Raw genomic sequence first — 18,466 nt, forward strand, 5'->3', positions numbered from 1 at the left:
TAGAAGTGACAATAAGTTAGATAAACTTATTTACTCGTCGTCTTCAACCAATGTCATAAGTGATGTGTTACCACCTGACGCTGTCGTGTCGATACTGATTGTTTTCTCAGTTAGTAGACGTTTGATTAGCGTGTCATAGTACTCAGAGCTGATCACCGGCAGGATTGCACCTTTACGTTGTGCTAACTGCTGGCTGAAATAGCCTAAGCGAGATGAACGCGCAGCAACAACGGCACCAGCAAGGTGAGGATGCGCTAAAATAGCTTGTAACTGATTAGGTTTAGCTACTTGGAATACACCCTCTGCAATACCTGTTGAGATAAACTTATCTTTAAACGCCACAGCTTCGTCATAGAACAACTCTGAAGCAACAGTGATAACAGTATTACCAGCCGCAAGTGCAGTGATAATAGAAATTGCCCAGAAGTTAAATGACGTACTCTTATCTGCATAACATACTACGCAACCACGTGGTTCTAAGTGTAGCGTGTTTGACTCACCCGTAGGCCCAGGCAACACAGTGTGTTTACGCATGTGCTTTTCAAGACGGTTAAGCTGCGCACGTGCATCAGCAAGGGTTAATGCTAAGTCATCAGCAAGCTCATCAATGATTTCAACGGTTGCAACTTTAGCAAGTAATTGACGCACAGCCGAAACTCGGTCATTTAACGGTGTTGAACGCCAGATCTTCTCATCACGTAATGAGTTTTCCATTAACTTAGCAACTTGCTCAGCCGCACCTGAATAGTGGTGAGTATCTAGCTCATCAGGTGTTAGGTTTGTCATTTGCACGTTATCTGGTGATGCTTTCTCTTTCACTAGACGTTGTAAGTAGTTAGGGCCACCTGCTTTCGGACCAGTACCTGATAGACCACGACCACCAAAAGGTTGAACGCCAACAATCGCACCAATCATGTTACGGTTGATGTAAACGTTACCTGCACGCGACATTTTCGCTAAGTATTCACAACGCTCTTCGATACGTGAATGCACACCCATCGTTAAGCCAAAGCCAGTGCCATTGATTTGATCAATCACGTTATCAAGCTCTGTACCTTTGAAACGGATGATATGTACACACGGGCCAAATACTTCACGTTTAAGCACAGATAAGTCTTTGATCTCATATAGACGAGGAGCAAAGAAATAAGCGCCATTTTCGTTGTTATCAGGAATTTCACACTCATAATGAAGTGTTGCGTTACCTTTTAGGTATTCAACATGTTCATTTAAATTTTTCAGTGCTTTTTCGTCGATTACAGGACCAATGTCAGTCGAAAGTAACGAAGGATCGCCAACATGTAGCTCTTTTAATGCGCCTTTAAGCATTTCGATAATGCCATCAGCAACATCTTCTTGTAAGAACAACACACGAAGTGCAGAACAACGTTGACCGGCACTTTGGAAACCTGAGCTGATCACATCGTCAACAACTTGCTCTGGTAGAGCCGTTGAGTCAACGATCATACAGTTTTGACCACCGGTTTCAGCAATTAGTGGTACTTGAATATCGTTACGCGCAGCAAGTGTTTGCGAAATAAGCGTACCTGTTTCTGTTGAACCTGTGAACATAACAGCTTGAATTCGCTCATCAGGAACAATTGTTTTACCTACATCGCTACCACGTGCGATAACAGGTTGTACAACGTGCTCAGGTAAACCAACAGATAACATAAGCTCGATAGTACGTAAGGCAATTAAGCTTGTTTGCTCAGCTGGTTTTGCAATAACTGTGTTACCAGTCACGATTGCAGCAGCAACTTGGCCTAAGAAGATAGCTAATGGGAAGTTCCATGGGCTGATACATAAGATCACACCACGTGCTTCAAAACGCTCATCTTGTGCTAATTCTTCAGCTCGAGCTGCGTAATAGCGGCAGAAATCAACGGCTTCACGAACTTCATCAATACCATCTTTGGTAATTTTACCCGCTTCTTTAATACAGATAGCAACTAGCTCATCGTGATGACGTTCTAGAATATCAGCAATACGGCGTAGTAAGTTAGCACGCTCTTTAACCGGCGTTTGTGACCATGATTCAAATGCTTTTTCTGCATTTTCTAATAATGCTGTCATCTCTTCAGAAGAGTGAAGTTTTACATGACCAATCACTTCTTTGTGATTTGCTGGATTCTTCACTGCTAGAGAGCCTTCAGGCACATCATTTAAATCAATACGATGCTCTGCAAACCACGCATCTAGATTTTCTTTAAATGGAGTGATGACATTGATATCAGTTAAGTCCATGCCTTTTGAGTTAGCACGTTCTTCACCATATAAATCAATTGGCATTTTAATTTGCGTGTTGTACTTGTTACGTAAACCTTGCAGTGTTTCTACTGGGTCAGGTAAAAGTGATTCAACAGGCTTAGTGGTATCAACAATCGCATTTACGAATGATGAGTTAGCACCGTTTTCTAATAAACGACGAACTAAGTATGCAAGTAAGTCTTCGTGTTGACCAACAGGCGCATAAACGCGACATTGAATTTTTTCTTGGGTTACGATTTGGTCGAATAACGACTCACCCATACCGTGTAGGCGTTGGAATTCAAAGCCTTCGTGGTCGCCTTTAGCAACTTCTAAAATAGTTGCTGCAGTGTAAGCATTGTGCGTTGCAAATTGCGGGTAAAGCACATCACGCGCTTCAAGTAGCTTGATAGCACAGGCTTTGTAAGAAACGTCAGTTGTCGCTTTACGAGTAAATACAGGGTAGTGATCTAAACCATCTTGCTGAGTAGTTTTGATTTCTGTATCCCAGTATGCACCTTTAACAAGGCGAACCATTAATTTACGGCCAACGCGACGAGCAAGATCAGCAACCCACTCAACCACAAAAATAGCGCGTTTTTGGTATGCTTGAACAGCTAAACCAAAACCATTCCAGTTACCTAAATCGTCATCACTAAATACAGCTTCAATAACATCTAGTGAGATATCTAAACGATCAGCTTCTTCAGCATCAACAGTGAAGCCGATGTCGTAGCTTTTCGCTGCAAGGGCAAGTTCTTTTAACTTAGGTACGATTTCAGCAATTACGCGCTCGCGATGAGTGAATTCATAGCGCGGGTGAATTGCAGAAATCTTAACTGAGATACCTGGGCTCTTGATAGGACCACGGCCATTTGCCGCTTTACCAATTGCATGGATAGCCGTCATGTAGCTGTTGAAGTAACGCTCTGCATCTTTCATTGTGCGAGCGCCTTCACCTAGCATATCGTATGAGTAAACGTAGCCTTTTTGTTCTTTATCTGCCGCACGTTCAATCGCTTCGTCAATGGTACGACCCATAACGAATTGCTTACCCATGATCTTCATCGCGAAGTTCACAGATTTACGAATAACAGGCTCACCTAAGCGACCAATGGTCTTTTTCAGCACACCAAATTGTTGTTCTTTAGACTTGTCGCTGTAGTTAACCATTTTACCAGTTACTAACAGACCCCAAGATGATGCATTTACAAATAATGAGTCACTGCTACCTAAGTGCGAACTCCAGTCACCTTTAGCAAGCTTGTCACGAATTAGCGACTCTTGCGTTGCTTTATCTGGTACGCGTAGTAGTGCTTCAGCAAGACACATTAAAACAACGCCTTCTTCACTTGATAGTGAAAATTCGTTAAGTAGTGCATCTACACCGCTTTGACCATCCTGATCGCGACGGATATTTAAAACCATTTGACGAGCACGTTCCCACGCTCGGCTACGCGCTTTCACGCCTACTTCAGCCAAAGGCAAAATATGATCAATTACCGCGTTTTCATCAATACGGTAAAAATCACGGATTTTTTGTCTTATTGGACATTCAGTTGTCAAATCGCCATTAAATAGCATATGTAACCCTCTGGTGTGTGGAGTCGAGAAATACAATTAACGCATTTCTTGCCATTGATATATTTCGTGCATTCTAATTAAAATCCAGCAGAATATGCTGGTTATATTTTTCGATTTACGATAATTTACAGGGCATACCGTTAACTTAGCCGCATAAAATTCTGTTATGACTAGTCCGAATAGATTACGCATGTTAGATCGCATCGATTTAGCAATTTTAGACGCTCTGCAAAAAAATGGCAGAATATCTAATGTGAACCTGGCAAAACAGGTAAATTTAAGCCCAAGTCCATGTCTTGACCGTGTAAAGCGTCTTGAACAAGAGGGCTATATTGAAGGCTATTATGCCAAGCTAAGTGAAGCAAAACTAAATCAAAGTTTATTAGCGCATGTACAGGTATCACTTGTCACATCGAATACATCGGTGTTTAAAGTATTTCGCGAATATATTTTAAATATTCCACAAGTTGTTGAGTGCGATATGGTCGCAGGTGGCTACGATTACTTATTAAAAGTACGAGTTTCAGATATGGATGAATATCGTCAGGTATTGGGTGATTTAGTTGATATACCGGGGGTAGGCACCCATCACACTTATATGGTGATTGAGAAAATCAAGCAAGACAGTGGTTTGCTCTTTGATATCTAAATTAAACAGACAATAAAAAAGCACCTAACGGTGCTTTTTTATTGTTGATAGATTATGCCCAGCCATCATATCGCTTACGGCGCGACAACATAATGGTAAGGATAATACCTAACAATAAACCAATAAATGCAATTGCGCCGCCATAGGTAAGTAGCTGACGTTTTTCTTTTGCACTTGCTGTTTGTTTAGCGTTGCGCTCAGATTCAATTGTGTTTTTAAGCGCTTGGATTTGCTCACTTAGTGCTTGGTTTTGCTCTGTGAGGGTTTTATTTTGCTCTTGTAACTGAGGCAGTTCAATTTCTGCTTGGCGTAGTTGCTCTTGCATTAAAGTCATATCATTACTCAATGCTTGAAACTGCTGTTGAATACCTGCATTTTCAGTCACAAATTTTGCTTCTACCCAGCCTTCACGATCTTTGTCGTCACGGATTTTAAAATAACCATTATCTTCAGCTGACAGTAAAGTAACTTGAGTACCTGCATCAACCGAACCTAAAATACGGTAGTTTTTACTCGGACCAGAGTGCATAAAGGTGTAGAGGTTATCGACTATGTATGCGGTGTTTTCGTTACTGCTTGGCGCTTCTTCTGCGTAACTAATAAAAGAGGTGGCCGCTAGGAGCAACCCAAAAATACACTGTTTTAACATCAATCTACCTTGTTAACGTAACCATTGCCTAGAAATGGCCAAATTTATAATTTCTTTATGTATAGAGATAGTAGGGATTTCAACTATTAATAGCAAGGAAGATATTGTAATCCATAGCCAAGCTCAAGATTAAAATTCAGGAAAAAGTTTGCATTAAGTAGCTGCTTTGTTTATTTTGATCACTTAATTATTTTAAATGTACTCCGCAAAGCGAATGGATACTGAGATAGAACTGAAGTTTTTGGTGTCAGATGCCGTTGTTCCACTGATCCCCGCATTAATTACTCAATTTGCAAAAACCGTTACAAACAAGCCCTCACGTAGCTTACAAAATGCTTATTACGATACACCAAGCCGAGAATTGCGCGCATTAGATATTGGTTTACGTACGCGTTGCTGCGATAACCAATGTGAGCAAACCATTAAGCTTGCAGGCGAAGTGGTTGGTGGTTTACATCAACGCCCTGAATACAACTTACCGCTTGAGGGTACGCGCCCTGATTTACTTGCTTTTGATGCTGCAATTTGGCCGCATGGTATGCAAGTTGGGTCAATAGCCGATAACCTATACCCAATTTTTAGTACTAATTTTATTCGCCGTACATGGTTAATAGAAACTGACAGCGGTGCAAAGATTGAAGTCGTGCTTGATAAAGGTGAGATTTCTGCGTCGGGCAAAGTTGAACTCATTTCTGAACTAGAAGTTGAGCTAGTAGAAGGTAGTCGCCAAGAGTTATTTGCTTTAGCCGATAAGCTAGTGCGCGAAAGTAATGTGCGTTTAGGCTTATACTCAAAAGCAGCTCGTGGTTATCGCCTTGCTGATGACAATCCGTTAAAAGCAAGCAAATCAATTGGTTTTGTGCCGTTAAAGCGTGATGCAACGCAAGAGCAAGCGCTTATAGAAAGCATCAACTATGCAATTCGCTTTGTGCAAAAACATGAAGCTTGTTACTTCATCAAGCCAAGCCTAAAAACCCTTAAACGTGTGACCGATGGAATTCGTTTGATTCGCCACACCTTCTGGTTGTTTGATGACATAGTAAGTAAAGATGACACTGATTTATTACGTACAGAGCTAAAATGGCTGCTAAGTGAACTAGCGTGGGTAGAAAATGCAATTCAGTTAAAAACCTACACGTCTAAACGCCACGCTTATTATAAAAAAATTAATAGTGCGCCAGAACTCACGCAAGTTATCAACGACTTAAAACAGTTACAACCAAGCATCGAAGATGTACAAGAGCTGTTTCATAGTACTCGCTATAATCGTTTATTGTTACAACTAACTACATGGTTGATAGAAAAACAGTGGCGTAAATCATGGGGACAAGCTGAGTTTAAAGCGGCTGAAGAGCCCGTTGCTGATATTGCAAAGCGATTATTTGCAAAAGATTGGCACGATATGCATGAGCTCATTCCAGAGCAAAAAGTGTTTACAGACAAAGATTACTTAGCACTGCGCACGCGCCTAGAAAACTCTCTGCTTAGTGGAAATTGTTTAGGAGCGCTATTTAACAAAGACGACCGTAGTGAGTTTCGTATTCCATGGTTAGATATCTCTCATGGTATTTATGAACTAAGTACACTTGAGTATCTAAAACAGCTGTGTGCTGGTCATGAAGATTTAGAACTTGCAAAAATACAGTCTTGGTTGGATCAAAAATCTGAATTTTTAGTAAGTGCAATGGAGCAAAGCCGTCACGCTACATTCGACACAGACCCTTACTGGCTATAAATAAAGTGCGTTTTTGCTTAATAGTTGGGTTAGCTTGGCTGAGTTTATCTGCCTGTGCTAACCCAATTGAATGGCAAGTCTACAAGCAACAAGACGACATCAAGGTTAGTTATAAAAAGCATGATACCGGCATAATAGAAATTAATGCTTCTGTGCTGGTTAAAAACGCCAAAGCGAGTGACTTTATGGCGTTATTAAGTGATACAGAAAACGCGCCTAATTGGCTCGAAAACGTGAAAAGCGTAACCTTAATGGAGCGCTTAAGTCCCTCAGAAACTCTTGTTTATACCCACTTTAATTCGCCTTGGCCGGTATCAGATCGAGACTTGGTGAGTTACTCTTGTTATCGCGCTTTAGGTGAGCATAAAACTGAGCTACAAATTAAAAGCCAGCCCTATGCAAAAGCAGAAGTGGCAGGGGTTGTACGAATTAAAAACCTCACTGCATATTGGCGCTTAGAACAGCAACAAACTAATTTATTAGTGAGCCATCAAGCTTATGCAGATCCGAGTGGCTCTATCCCTTATTGGTTAAGTAACAAAGTGTCATTAAAAAGTGTTTATAAAACACTACAATCGCTCAGAGAGCAGTTAACTAATAATCAGTTTTCGCGCACCAAAACCAGCAGCATCCCCGGTAATTGCTAGCAATTAAAACAAGGGTCTTATGGTGACAGTGTAAGAGTTTATTATTATGATCAGGTTAATTCTGAGGCAGTAGGTAAAAAATGAAAGAACCAAAAATCCCCCTGGTCAATAAGCCAAATGGCCTTGGTGTTGGACGCATTTTAAAAGCAACTAAATGCTCGATTAAAGGCTTTAAAGCGGCGTTTAAAGAAGAGTCTGCATTTCGTTCTGAAATTTATTTAGGACTGTGTTTGTTACCCTTGTCGGTCGTATTGGCGCAGTCACTTAATCACTGGTTAGTGTTGTTTATTCCCTATTTATTATTATTAATCGTCGAGTTACTTAACTCATCAATAGAAGCGCTGACTGACCGAGTTGGCATTGAGTATCATGTATTATCAGGGCGAGCCAAAGATATGGCCTCTGCGGCGGTGACATTGTCGCTGGTGGTTTTAGCCTTGGTATGGGGTGTGGCTGTTTACGAAAAAATAGTTTCCTACTTTTAAATCAAACACAAAAAAAGCGCCAAATGGCGCTTTTTTCATTTTATTTAACCTATTACAGGCCAGCAGCTGCGCGAAGTGCGTCTGCTTTGTCTGTGCTTTCCCAAGGGAACTCATTACGACCGAAGTGACCATAAGCCGCAGTCGGTTGATAGATAGGACGCTCAAGATCAAGCATTTGGATTAAGCCGTAAGGGCGTAGGTCGAAGTGCTCACGCACTAATTCGATTAGACGTGCTTCATCTAATTTACCTGTACCAAATGTTTCGATGCTGATAGATGTTGGCTCTGCAACACCGATAGCGTAAGAAACTTGTAGCTCACACTTGTCAGCAAGACCAGCAGCAACCACGTTTTTAGCAACGTAACGTGCAGCATATGCAGCTGAGCGGTCAACTTTTGATGGATCTTTACCAGAGAAAGCACCACCACCGTGACGAGCCATACCACCGTATGTATCTACGATGATTTTACGGCCTGTAAGACCACAGTCACCCATAGGGCCACCGATTACGAAACGGCCAGTTGGGTTGATGAAGAACTTAGTCGCGCTTGAGATAAGCTCAGCAGGAAGAACCGGCTTAATGATAGTTTCCATTACCGCTTCAACTAAGTCGTTTTGTGAGATTGAATCACAGTGTTGAGTTGAAAGAACAACTGCATCAATACCAACAGGCTTGCCATTTTCGTATGCAAACGTTACTTGAGATTTTGCATCTGGACGTAACCAGTTAAGCTCACCGCTCTTACGAACTTCAGCTTGACGCTGAACTAGACGGTGTGAATAAGTGATTGGTGCAGGCATTAAAACGTCAGTTTCATTACATGCATAACCGAACATTAAACCTTGGTCACCAGCGCCTTGGTCTTCTGGACGAGCACGGTCAACACCTTGGTTAATATCTGGAGATTGTTTACCGATAGTGTTTAGGATTGCACACGAGTCAGCATCGAAGCCCATGTCTGAGTGCGTGTAACCGATTTCACGTACAGTTTTACGTGTAATTTCTTCGATATCTACCCAAGCGCTAGTAGTGATTTCACCACCAACCATAACCATACCAGTCTTTACGTATGTCTCACATGCAACACGGGCATGAGAATCTTGCTCTAAGATAGCATCTAGAACCGCGTCAGAGATTTGGTCCGCGATTTTATCCGGATGACCTTCAGAAACAGATTCAGAAGTAAATAAATGTTTTGCCATTGTATTTCTGCTCACAAATATTGCGCTCCACAAACGTCGGTAATAGCGCTAAAAAAATAAGGGGCGTATTTTATCTAAAACAAATATGTTTGCATAGTAATTTTACGCCTAGACGTCCATTTAAAATTACTAATAACGTATTGTTCTTAACAAACGCCCATAAACGGTGCATTTAATGCGGATTTTTAATTGCACTGTACCCTTACAATAAGTAAGAATGGAGCTTCATAAACAACCAGCGCAAATACATAAAGGTAGGAGAATTCATGCCATCACGCAAAGAACTTGCAAATGCTATTCGCGTCTTATCAATGGACGCAGTACAACAGGCCAAATCTGGCCACCCTGGCGCCCCTATGGGCATGGCAGATATCGCAGAAGTACTATGGCGCGATTATCTAAAGCACAACCCTACGAATCCAGAGTGGGCAGACCGCGATCGATTTATTCTTTCGAATGGTCACGGTTCAATGCTGATCTATTCTCTACTGCACTTAAGTGGCTATGACTTACCACTCGAAGAAATTAAAAACTTCCGCCAAATGCACTCAAAAACACCGGGCCACCCAGAATATGGTTATGCGCCTGGTATTGAGACCACTACGGGTCCATTAGGTCAAGGGATCACAAATGCTGTGGGTATGGCAATTGCTGAGAAAGCACTTGCTGCACAGTTTAACCGTGAAGGCCACGATATTGTTGATCACTACACCTATGCATTTATGGGTGATGGCTGTTTAATGGAAGGTATTTCTCACGAAGCCTGTTCATTAGCCGGTACATTAGGCCTAGGTAAACTAGTTGCGTTTTGGGATGACAACGGCATCTCAATTGATGGTGAAGTAGAAGGGTGGTTCAGTGACGATACACCAGCGCGCTTCAAAGCATACGGTTGGCACGTAGTAAGCGATGTAGACGGTCATAACCCTGATGCAATTCGCGCCGCTATCGAAGAAGCACGTAGCATTACTGATAAACCATCACTAATTTGCTGTAAAACAATCATTGGTTACGGTTCACCTAATAAATCAGGTAGCCACGACTGTCACGGTGCACCACTAGGTGAAGACGAAATCAAAGCATCTCGTGAGTTCCTAGGTTGGACAGGTGATGCATTTGAAATTCCAGCTGAAATCTACAGCGAGTGGGATGGCAAAGAAAAAGGTAAGCAACTAGAAGCTAGCTGGGATGAAAAATTTGCCGCTTATGCAAGTGCATACCCAGAGCTTGCAGCTGAGTTTAAACGCCGTACAAACGGTGAGCTACCAGCTAATTGGGCTGAAAAGTCACAAGCTTACATCGAAGAGCTACAAGCAAACCCTGCAAACCCAGCAACACGTAAAGCATCACAAAATGCACTAAACGCGTTTGGTCCGTTACTACCAGAATTCATGGGCGGTTCTGCTGACCTAGCTGGCTCTAACTTAACACTTTGGGATGGCTCAAAAGGCTTAGAAGCAAACGATGCAAGTGGTAACTACATTTTCTACGGCGTACGTGAATTTGGTATGTCAGCGATTATGAATGGTATTGCACTGCATAAAGGTTTTATTCCTTACGGTGCTACATTCTTAATGTTCATGGAATACGCACGTAACGCAGTACGTATGGCTGCACTAATGAAGCAACCAAGTATCTTCGTATACACGCACGATTCAATTGGTCTAGGTGAAGATGGTCCGACGCACCAACCAGTAGAGCAAATTGCAAGCATGCGTTTAACGCCTAACCTAGTGAACTGGCGTCCATGTGACCAAGTAGAGTCTGCGATTGCATGGCAACAAGCTATCGAGCGTAAAGATGGCCCAACGTCACTTATTTTCACTCGTCAAGGCCTTGAGCAACAAGCGCGTACTGCACAGCAGTTAGCTGATGTGAAAAAAGGTGGTTACGTACTTAGCTGTGACGGTGAGCCAGAGCTTATCCTTATCGCAACAGGTTCTGAAGTACAGCTTGCACAAGATGCAGCTGCAGAGCTTCGTTCACAAGGTAAAAAAGTACGTGTGGTATCTATGCCTTCAACAGACTTATTTGATGAGCAAGACGCTGCATATAAAGAAAGCGTACTACCAGCAAGCGTAACACGCCGCGTAGCAATCGAAGCGGGTATCGCAGACTACTGGTACAAGTATGTAGGCCTAAATGGCGCAGTAGTAGGTATGACGACCTTCGGTGAGTCAGCACCTGCAGGCGAGCTATTCAAGCACTTTGGTTTCACTGTTGAAAACATCGTAAATAAAGCAAACGCTTTGTTCTAAGCTTAAGCCACTAAAATTTAAAAGCCCGCCCTGTATGCCACGGTGCGGGTTTTTTTATACCCCGTAGGTTGGGTAGAACGGAGTGAAACCCAACACATTCGCAGCTTTCAGCCGTCAGCCATCAGTTTTAACCCCCCTCACCGTAGGCGTGAAATTTATTTCGCGTGAAAAGTTATGCTTTTTGGTTGAATACTTGAAGTCAAATTTGTTTAAGATGAAGTGAGATACAAACGAGCGATAATGCTTTTGTGTTACTTTTTATTAAGCCAGTAGTTTAAGCGTGTTTCAGGATTTTCAAGAACGGATTTACATATCAAACCATATTTCTCGATTAGAATTGCAGAATTGGAAAAGTTACTGCCTGTTTCTTCTACGAATTGTTGATAACTTAACTTTACACGAGACTTTGTGACTTTTTTATTTGAAAGCATTACTGCACCCTCAAAGGCTAATATTCCCATTCTAGTCAGCTGAGAACTATCAGAGTCACTGGCTTCAAGGCCTTTGGCCATGAATAGATAATATGCTGCACAAGTGGCATAGTCTGATGATAAATTTGCTATGGCTCTTTCTGAAGAATAAGCGTGTGACAATACGCTGAATGTGCACAAACAGATTGTAAGCAATTTTTTCATTACTTCACCAATTATTATGATAGCTTGTCTAGCAAAATTCACAGTTTTCTGCTTGATTGAAAATTTATCGATAAAAGATTTATTTTCAGAAAGTTAGTCCATTTTGTATTAAAATCAACGTCTAACACTTAAAATATCTTAAGAGTGACCCCTTTTAATTTGTTAAGAGGGAAACAAGTGTTATTCAAATGAACCTATTGCGATTGAAGAGCCAGTAAACCATTACCACACTCTGTCGCGCTAAAGCACGACCTACCACAATTGCACGATCGGCTTAAAACTGACAGCTAACCCGACTTGATTATTTCTCACCCAGCCACTCTTGAATGCTAAACCGACAACTGGCAATGTTTATACGTTAATAATAAAACATAACAGGAGTAAGTATGACTCAGTTTGACAGTGTAAGTGTTGTAAAAAAAGCGAATGTCTATTTTGATGGTAAAGTTTCGAGCCGTGTTGTGCTATTCGCCGATGGCAGCACTAAAACATTGGGCTTTATGCAGCCGGGAGAATTTGAGTTTGGTACAAATCAGAAAGAGCATATGGAGTTACTAGCAGGAGAGTGGCAAGTATTACTGCCTGGCGAAACTGAGTGGCAAGCCATGAAAGCTGGAGATTCATTTAACGTAGACGCACACGTGACATTCCGCGTGAAGGTATCAGACTTTGCTGACTACTGTTGCTCGTACACTTAATGAACTGTTGTTAACCTTTATAAAAAGCCCGTGTGATGCGGGCTTTTGCATATTTTATCCGCAACGCATGATCTAAATCATCTGTGGTTACAATCAATTACTAATTATCTGCAATTTTCGCTTGTGTTAATTCAATTCGCCCCCAATACTAACTGTGAGGTAACAAGAAAAAAGGATACCCTATGAAGATTAATATTTCTGGTCATCATGTTGACGTTACTGAGGCTGTTAGAGCTCATATCAACGAGAAGTTCTCGAAAATTGCTAGCCATTTTCCATCATTAATATCTCTCGATATTATTCTTTCAAAAGAGCATCACAAATACCAAGCTGAGATAAGCACGACCTATGAAGGCGCACGCTTATCAGTAAAAGGTGAAGACGAGGTGATGTACCCAGCAATTGCAAATGCTGCAAAAAAACTAGATGCATCATTGAAACATCGTAAAGGGCAAATGAAAGCCAAACTACACGAAAAGCCGGTCAGTACAACTCCGGAAATTGCCCACGAAATTATTCAGGAAATGGATTTAACTTAATTTTACTTAATAAAGTGCCGCGCTAGGTTTAGCTAGAATCTAGCGTTTACAATCAAACTAAGAAAGCCAACCGTTGTGAAACGTTTGGCTTTTTTGGTTTTAATATTCAGCCGTCAGATTGAAGTTCCAAAAGTTAGCGAGTTACTTGATTCGTTAGCTAACTTGCTAACGTGCTCTGCTTCCAATCTCACCTAAAACGCTGTAAGTTGCTTGTTACTAAGAATAAAACACACAAAGCATATGCAATCAGCAGTATCAAATTGGCAATCTAAATTAAATGCATTAGGGCCGGGTATTTTAATGGCCACAGCTGCCATTGGTGGCTCACACTTAGTGGCATCAACACAAGCCGGGTCGTTATTCGGTTGGCAATTATTTTGGCTAATCATAGTAGTTAATGTATTGAAGTACCCATTCTTTCGATTTGGCATGGAGTACACGCTTGCGACCAAACAAAGTTTAGTTGAGGGCTACAAGCAAAAAGGGCCGGGGTATTTCTATAGTTTTATTGCGCTTAATATTGTTGCCGCTGTGGTGAACACCGCTGGGGTTTTGTTATTAACGGCCAGCCTGCTGCACTACGCATTGCCTGTTACGGTTTCTGTAACGCTATTATGCTGGCTGATTTTAGCTGTGTGTTTGCTTATTTTATTGTTGGGGCATTTTAAGGCGCTCGATAATGTTTCAAAGCTAATTATGGGGCTGTTAACGGTTACCACCTTAGCTGCGTTAGTTGTCGCTATTAATAATGGTCCTATGGCTCCTGTTGACTACGTGGGCCCGTCGCCTTATGAGCTTGCCATGCTTGGCTTTATGGTGGCGCTTATGGGCTGGATGCCTGCTCCTATCGAAATATCAGCAATTAGCTCACTGTGGCTAAAAGAAAAGCAGCACCAACAAGCGCTGACAAAACAACAAGGCTTGTTTGATTTTAATTTGGGTTACTGGCTTACCGCAGCACTTGCATTAGTATTTTTCTCACTAGGTGTATTAGTGCAATACGGTCAAGCCCAGGCTGTGCAATTAGGTGGCGTTGCCTTTGCAAAGCAGCTAATTGATATGTACGCCCTCACTATGGGCGAGTGGGCAAGGCCACTGGTTTCAGGTATCGCTTTTTTATGTATGTTTGGCACCACGCTAACAGTGCTTGATGGCTACGCCAGAACATTAAATGAGTCGCATAAACTGCTACCGATTAAACAGTCTAAACACAGTTTAAATATGTGGTTATTATTGCAAGCATTTGCTGGCATGGCTGTGATTTTATTCTTTAAATCGGCCCTAGGCCCAATGCTTACTTTTGCAATGACCCTCGCTTTTGTCACGACCCCTGTCTTTGCGTGGCTGAACTTTAGCTTAGTGCGCTCAGAAGCCAGTATTCATCACTCACCTTTATTACGCACCCTAAGCTGGCTAGGCTTGGTTTATTTAGTAGGCTTTGCGCTGGTGTTTTTGGTTTGGAAGATAATGTAGGTTGGTTTGAGCGAAGCGAAACCCAACGGTGAAACTGTCGTAAGCCTTAAGTTATTAGTAAAGTTTGCGCGATGTAAAATCGCGCCTACAATCTTAACTCAACTCCCTAATTGCATTACTAATCCCATCTAGCGTGAGTGGGTACATGCGGTTATCCATTAACTGCTTTATCAAATCAATTGATTGATAATAGCGCCAGTGTTCAACGGGTTGCGGGTTGAGCCAAGCGACTTTATCAAAGTGATTAGTTATGCGGTTTAGCCAAGCGCTGCCGGGTTCTTCATTCCAATGCTCAACGCTGCCACCGGGGTAGGCGATTTCGTAGGGGCCCATGGTGGCATCGCCAACAAAGATCACCTTGTAGTCGCTGGTGAACTTGTTAATCAAGGTCATGGTATCAATTACGTTTGAGTGACGACGCTGATTATCTTGCCAAACATGCTCATATAAACAGTTATGAAAATAGTAAAACTCTAGGTGCTTAAATTCGCTATGAGCGGCGCTAAATAGCTCTTCGCAGGTATGAATGTAATCATCCATTGAACCGCCGATATCAAACAGCATCAATACTTTTACTGCATTGTGGCGCTCAGGTGCCATTTTTACATCGAGCATGCCGCCTTGCTTTGCAGTTGCGCGGATGGTTTCGGTTAAATCGAGGGTATCGCTGGCACCAGTACGGGCAAATTTACGCAGTTTTTTTAGGGCAAGCTTAATTGTGCGTGAGCCAATTTCACGGTCGCTATCAAGGTTACGGTAGCTGCGCTTATCCCATACTTTAACGGCACGGCGATGTCGGTTACCGTCTTGACCAATGCGCACACCTTCAGGGTTATAACCATAGGCGCCAAATGGTGAAGTGCCACTGGTACCGACCCATTTATTCCCCCCCGCATGGCGCTTTTGCTGCTCTTCAAGGCGCAGCTTGAGGGTTTCCATGAGTTTATCAAGGCCGCCCATGGCTTGTAATTGCGCTTTTTCTTCTTCGCTTAAGTGCTTTTCAAACTCTTTACGCAGCCAATCATCAGGCAAGGCATGTTGCTGTTTTAAGCTTTCGAGCAGATCAAGGTCGGCCACGCCACTAAAGTAATCAGCAAAGGCTTTATCAAAGCGATCAAAGTGGGTTTCATCTTTAACCATGATGGTACGCGCTAAGTAATAAAACGCGTCAACGTCGGCAAAAATAACCCCTTGCTTGAGCGCATTGATCAAATCAAGTAGTTCTCGCAAACTAACAGGTAAGCGGTATTCGCGAAGCTTAAAGAAAAACGCAATTAACATCTTAACGGCGGCTCATAAACGCAAGTTTTTCGATTAAGCTAATGTCTTGCTCGTTCTTTAATAACGCGCCAAACATTGGCATTAAACCGCCTTTTTGGCTTTTATCATGCAGTGTTTTAGCGTCTATATCTTCAGCCATCAGTAGCTTTAACCAATCGAGTAATTCACTGGTAGATGGTTTTTTCTTAATGCCATTAACTTCACGTAGATTAAAGAACACCTCAAGTGCTTGGCGTACTAGATCTTGTTTAACATGCGGGTGATGCACATCGATAATTTGCGCCATTTCTTCACTACTAGGAAAATCAATGTAATGGAAAAAACAACGACGTAAAAAGGCATCTGGCAGCTCTTTTTCGTTATTTGACGTGATGATCACAATAGGACGTTGCTTAGCAACAACGCGCTCACCGGTTTCATAAACATGAAACTCCATTTTATCGAGCTCTAATAGCAAGTCGTTGGGAAATTCAATATCGGCTTTGTCAATTTCATCAATCAATAATACAGGGCGTTTGTTATGTTGCTCACCATAAGTAAAGGCTTGCCATAATTTCCCTTTTACAATGTAGTTGCTGATATCGTGCACACGCTCATCACCTAATTGGCTGTCGCGAAGACGAGATACTGCATCATATTCATACAGGCCTTGCTGCGCTTTAGTGGTTGATTTGATGTGCCATTGAATTAGCGTGGTGTCTAAGCTTTTGGCAAGCTCTTCGGCCAGCATGGTTTTACCTGTGCCGGGTTCACCTTTTATAAGCAGGGGCTTTTCGAGCAAGATAGCTGCGTTAACCGCTTGTTTTAATGAATTACTGGCAATGTAGTTATCGGTTGAATTAAAAAGCACGATGTCACCTTATCTGGTCTGAGCAGTGATTAATAACGTCATGATGCCACAGTTAGTCGGCGTCTGAAAGGTATGCAAAGCGTGGTACGGTTTTACCCTCTACTGTGACCGTTTCTGTAAACATACTAAGCGGGCGTGCCCACATACCAAATTCTCCGTATAGCGCTTGGTAAATAACAAGTGGCTCATTGCTTTCGCTGTGTGTGGCAACATACTCTACTTTGTATTTTGGGCCTTTATAGTGTTGGTAAATGCCGGGTTTGATTGTCATGTGTTTATCTCGCATCTTGGAGTCATTTGGGTATAATTGCAGTTTGCACATTTTACCCTGAAACAAACTGCCTAAACTATGAATTATATTTCGTTAGATGAATACAAAAAAGCCTGGGTTTTTCGTCATAAAGATATGCCGATAAGCGCAGAAGATGCCGCACAAATAAAACCAATGACAGCTGAGCGCGCAGCGGTTTTATGGACCACTATGGTAAGCCGTGAGCATGATCACCCTGACTTTTTTGATAAAACAGATTGGTGCGGTAAAGATGACAGTTTTTCTGAAACTGTTAACTGGGAAAATGCATGGGAAGCAGGTGATGAGCAACTACCTGAAGAAATCCTTAACCATTTAGAGTGGGAAGCCAATACGACCGTGTATTTTTGTATGGCGCGCGACAATATTATCGAAACCAGCTTTGCCGTATTTAAGCGTTGTTGGCAAAACTTTATGTTTTTAGCCGATGGTAGTTTATTACTAGGTAAAAAGCGTGATGCTGTGGTGCAGTTTTTAGAATCTGGTAATGCAAAACTGGGTAAAAAAGGTGCAGTAAAGTAGCGCTCAATAAACGCTCTATGCTATAAAACAGTCAAGCAATTGTTTTATAAGAGCGCGCATTGTCTATTTCTCATTCACAAAGTGAAACGTCACAACAAGCTGAAATTTGGCAAACAGATGCCGAACGAGCATTGTATGCAAAGTTATGTAACGCGTTTTATGCTCGTGAGATCCCACGGTTAGTTGATGAACCAGATGCAGCAAGGCTAAAACGCTTATTAGCAAGTTTGCCTTACTACATAGAGCGTTTAGCGATGCGTATCGTAAGCGGTGATGCACCATTACAACTTGATTCGCAAAATGGTAGTTGGCTCGAGAAACAAAAGGCATCGCCTCCGGTCTACAGTAAAGAAGACTCAAAAAATTTTTACACTAAATATGCTAAGCGCGGGTTAATTGTTCCTGTGTTAATTAATGATGAGCAATGTACAAGGGTGCGCATAGACAGCTTAGATCAAGTAAGCGACAATAAGGTACATTGTAATGAGCTAGGTTGGTTTGATGTGTCGGGAGAGTCACTAGAACACATACCAGCGCAAATATTAAAGCCATCAAAATTGGTTATGACAGCTGCATGCTGTGGTCATCAGTGGCAATACAATAAGCGCATAACACCTAAGCGTTTGTCATTAAGAGAAATGCTACTAGCAAGTAATATAAATTGGCGTAATCTAAAACGCCCTTTGACTTAATTTAA

At 42.0% G+C, this 18,466-nt stretch carries 17 protein-coding genes; 10 read left to right on the plus strand and 7 right to left on the minus strand.

Features of this window, described 5'->3' with window-relative positions; all coding sequences use genetic code 11:
• Positions 1-30 precede the first annotated feature (30 nt).
• Entirely contained in the window at positions 31-3,834 is a 3,804-nt protein-coding gene (gene putA / locus ACSFVZ_RS01670) for a bifunctional proline dehydrogenase/L-glutamate gamma-semialdehyde dehydrogenase PutA (protein ID WP_135926034.1), read from the minus strand.
• Positions 3,835-4,000: 166 nt separating this feature from the next.
• On the opposite strand from putA, the gene ACSFVZ_RS01675 reads away from it, so the two are divergent.
• The gene (locus ACSFVZ_RS01675; protein WP_135926033.1) at positions 4,001-4,483 is read left to right on the plus strand and encodes a winged helix-turn-helix transcriptional regulator; all 483 of its coding nucleotides are present in this window, start codon (positions 4,001-4,003) and stop codon (positions 4,481-4,483) included.
• Positions 4,484-4,535: 52 nt separating this feature from the next.
• Here the strand turns inward: ACSFVZ_RS01675 and ACSFVZ_RS01680 are convergent, their stop codons facing one another.
• Positions 4,536-5,132 carry a TIGR04211 family SH3 domain-containing protein gene (locus ACSFVZ_RS01680; protein ID WP_135926032.1) on the minus strand — a complete coding sequence of 199 codons (597 nt, stop codon included), beginning with the start codon at positions 5,130-5,132 and terminating at the stop codon, positions 4,536-4,538.
• 214 nt (positions 5,133-5,346) lie between these two features.
• Here ACSFVZ_RS01680 and ACSFVZ_RS01685 point away from each other — a divergent pair, with 214 nt between their 5' ends.
• The 3 genes from ACSFVZ_RS01685 (at position 5,347) to ACSFVZ_RS01695 (ending at position 7,999) form a co-directional block, all read left to right on the plus strand.
• Positions 5,347-6,867, plus strand: a complete 1,521-nt coding sequence (locus tag ACSFVZ_RS01685) for a CYTH and CHAD domain-containing protein (RefSeq protein WP_281546411.1) — start codon at positions 5,347-5,349, stop codon at positions 6,865-6,867.
• A gap of 5 nt (positions 6,868-6,872) precedes the next feature.
• Entirely contained in the window at positions 6,873-7,514 is a 642-nt protein-coding gene (locus tag ACSFVZ_RS01690; RefSeq protein WP_281546410.1) for an START domain-containing protein, read from the plus strand.
• 80 nt (positions 7,515-7,594) lie between these two features.
• Complete coding sequence (locus ACSFVZ_RS01695; protein ID WP_281546409.1) at positions 7,595-7,999, plus strand: diacylglycerol kinase; 405 nt, start codon at positions 7,595-7,597, stop codon at positions 7,997-7,999.
• A gap of 52 nt (positions 8,000-8,051) precedes the next feature.
• Here ACSFVZ_RS01695 and metK read toward each other — a convergent pair whose 3' ends face one another.
• Entirely contained in the window at positions 8,052-9,203 is a 1,152-nt protein-coding gene (gene metK, locus ACSFVZ_RS01700) for a methionine adenosyltransferase (protein ID WP_135926028.1), read from the minus strand.
• Positions 9,204-9,469: 266 nt separating this feature from the next.
• Between metK and tkt the strand changes: the two genes are divergently transcribed.
• Entirely contained in the window at positions 9,470-11,461 is a 1,992-nt protein-coding gene (tkt, locus tag ACSFVZ_RS01705) for a transketolase (RefSeq protein WP_281546408.1), read from the plus strand.
• Positions 11,462-11,712: 251 nt separating this feature from the next.
• Here tkt and ACSFVZ_RS01710 read toward each other — a convergent pair whose 3' ends face one another.
• Positions 11,713-12,138: a hypothetical protein gene (locus ACSFVZ_RS01710; RefSeq protein WP_281546407.1), complete on the minus strand. Its 426-nt coding sequence runs from the start codon at positions 12,136-12,138 to the stop codon at positions 11,713-11,715.
• A gap of 344 nt (positions 12,139-12,482) precedes the next feature.
• Between ACSFVZ_RS01710 and ppnP the strand changes: the two genes are divergently transcribed.
• The 3 genes from ppnP (at position 12,483) to ACSFVZ_RS01725 (ending at position 14,806) form a co-directional block, all read left to right on the plus strand.
• Entirely contained in the window at positions 12,483-12,794 is a 312-nt protein-coding gene (gene ppnP / locus ACSFVZ_RS01715) for a pyrimidine/purine nucleoside phosphorylase (RefSeq protein ID WP_135926026.1), read from the plus strand.
• 182 nt (positions 12,795-12,976) lie between these two features.
• Positions 12,977-13,333, plus strand: coding sequence for a ribosome hibernation-promoting factor, HPF/YfiA family (hpf, locus tag ACSFVZ_RS01720; RefSeq protein ID WP_135926025.1), 357 nt, complete (start codon positions 12,977-12,979; stop codon positions 13,331-13,333).
• Between the two features lie 300 nt (positions 13,334-13,633).
• Positions 13,634-14,806: an NRAMP family divalent metal transporter gene (locus ACSFVZ_RS01725; protein WP_435557991.1), complete on the plus strand. Its 1,173-nt coding sequence runs from the start codon at positions 13,634-13,636 to the stop codon at positions 14,804-14,806.
• 93 nt (positions 14,807-14,899) lie between these two features.
• Here the strand turns inward: ACSFVZ_RS01725 and ACSFVZ_RS01730 are convergent, their stop codons facing one another.
• From ACSFVZ_RS01730 to ACSFVZ_RS01740, 3 genes are read right to left on the minus strand one after another with little or no spacing between them, the layout of a single operon-like run.
• A complete protein-coding gene (locus ACSFVZ_RS01730) occupies positions 14,900-16,087 on the minus strand; it encodes a vWA domain-containing protein (RefSeq protein ID WP_281546405.1) in 1,188 nt (395 codons plus the stop codon).
• A gap of 1 nt (position 16,088) precedes the next feature.
• Positions 16,089-16,937: an AAA family ATPase gene (locus ACSFVZ_RS01735; RefSeq protein ID WP_135926022.1), complete on the minus strand. Its 849-nt coding sequence runs from the start codon at positions 16,935-16,937 to the stop codon at positions 16,089-16,091.
• 52 nt (positions 16,938-16,989) lie between these two features.
• The gene (locus tag ACSFVZ_RS01740) at positions 16,990-17,223 is read right to left on the minus strand and encodes a DUF1653 domain-containing protein (RefSeq protein WP_421966814.1); all 234 of its coding nucleotides are present in this window, start codon (positions 17,221-17,223) and stop codon (positions 16,990-16,992) included.
• A gap of 63 nt (positions 17,224-17,286) precedes the next feature.
• On the opposite strand from ACSFVZ_RS01740, the gene ACSFVZ_RS01745 reads away from it, so the two are divergent.
• Positions 17,287-17,769, plus strand: a complete 483-nt coding sequence (locus tag ACSFVZ_RS01745; protein ID WP_135926021.1) for a DUF2947 domain-containing protein — start codon at positions 17,287-17,289, stop codon at positions 17,767-17,769.
• A gap of 59 nt (positions 17,770-17,828) precedes the next feature.
• Positions 17,829-18,461 carry a hypothetical protein gene (locus tag ACSFVZ_RS01750; RefSeq protein WP_435557967.1) on the plus strand — a complete coding sequence of 211 codons (633 nt, stop codon included), beginning with the start codon at positions 17,829-17,831 and terminating at the stop codon, positions 18,459-18,461.
• Positions 18,462-18,466 lie beyond the last annotated feature (5 nt).

Origin of the sequence: Pseudoalteromonas nanhaiensis (genome assembly GCF_051235485.1) — a bacterium.
Lineage (GTDB): Bacteria > Pseudomonadota > Gammaproteobacteria > Enterobacterales > Alteromonadaceae > Pseudoalteromonas > Pseudoalteromonas lipolytica_C.

Coding starts and splice junctions, on each gene's coding strand:
- putA (WP_135926034.1), bottom strand. CDS start 3,834: ATGCTATTTAATGGCGATTTGACAACTGAATGTCCAATAAGACAAAAA.
- ACSFVZ_RS01675 (WP_135926033.1), top strand. CDS start 4,001: ATGACTAGTCCGAATAGATTACGCATGTTAGATCGCATCGATTTAGCA.
- ACSFVZ_RS01680 (WP_135926032.1), bottom strand. CDS start 5,132: ATGTTAAAACAGTGTATTTTTGGGTTGCTCCTAGCGGCCACCTCTTTT.
- ACSFVZ_RS01685 (WP_281546411.1), top strand. CDS start 5,347: ATGGATACTGAGATAGAACTGAAGTTTTTGGTGTCAGATGCCGTTGTT.
- ACSFVZ_RS01695 (WP_281546409.1), top strand. CDS start 7,595: ATGAAAGAACCAAAAATCCCCCTGGTCAATAAGCCAAATGGCCTTGGT.
- metK (WP_135926028.1), bottom strand. CDS start 9,203: ATGGCAAAACATTTATTTACTTCTGAATCTGTTTCTGAAGGTCATCCG.
- tkt (WP_281546408.1), top strand. CDS start 9,470: ATGCCATCACGCAAAGAACTTGCAAATGCTATTCGCGTCTTATCAATG.
- ppnP (WP_135926026.1), top strand. CDS start 12,483: ATGACTCAGTTTGACAGTGTAAGTGTTGTAAAAAAAGCGAATGTCTAT.
- hpf (WP_135926025.1), top strand. CDS start 12,977: ATGAAGATTAATATTTCTGGTCATCATGTTGACGTTACTGAGGCTGTT.
- ACSFVZ_RS01725 (WP_435557991.1), top strand. CDS start 13,634: ATGGCCACAGCTGCCATTGGTGGCTCACACTTAGTGGCATCAACACAA.
- ACSFVZ_RS01730 (WP_281546405.1), bottom strand. CDS start 16,087: ATGTTAATTGCGTTTTTCTTTAAGCTTCGCGAATACCGCTTACCTGTT.
- ACSFVZ_RS01740 (WP_421966814.1), bottom strand. CDS start 17,223: ATGCGAGATAAACACATGACAATCAAACCCGGCATTTACCAACACTAT.
- ACSFVZ_RS01745 (WP_135926021.1), top strand. CDS start 17,287: ATGAATTATATTTCGTTAGATGAATACAAAAAAGCCTGGGTTTTTCGT.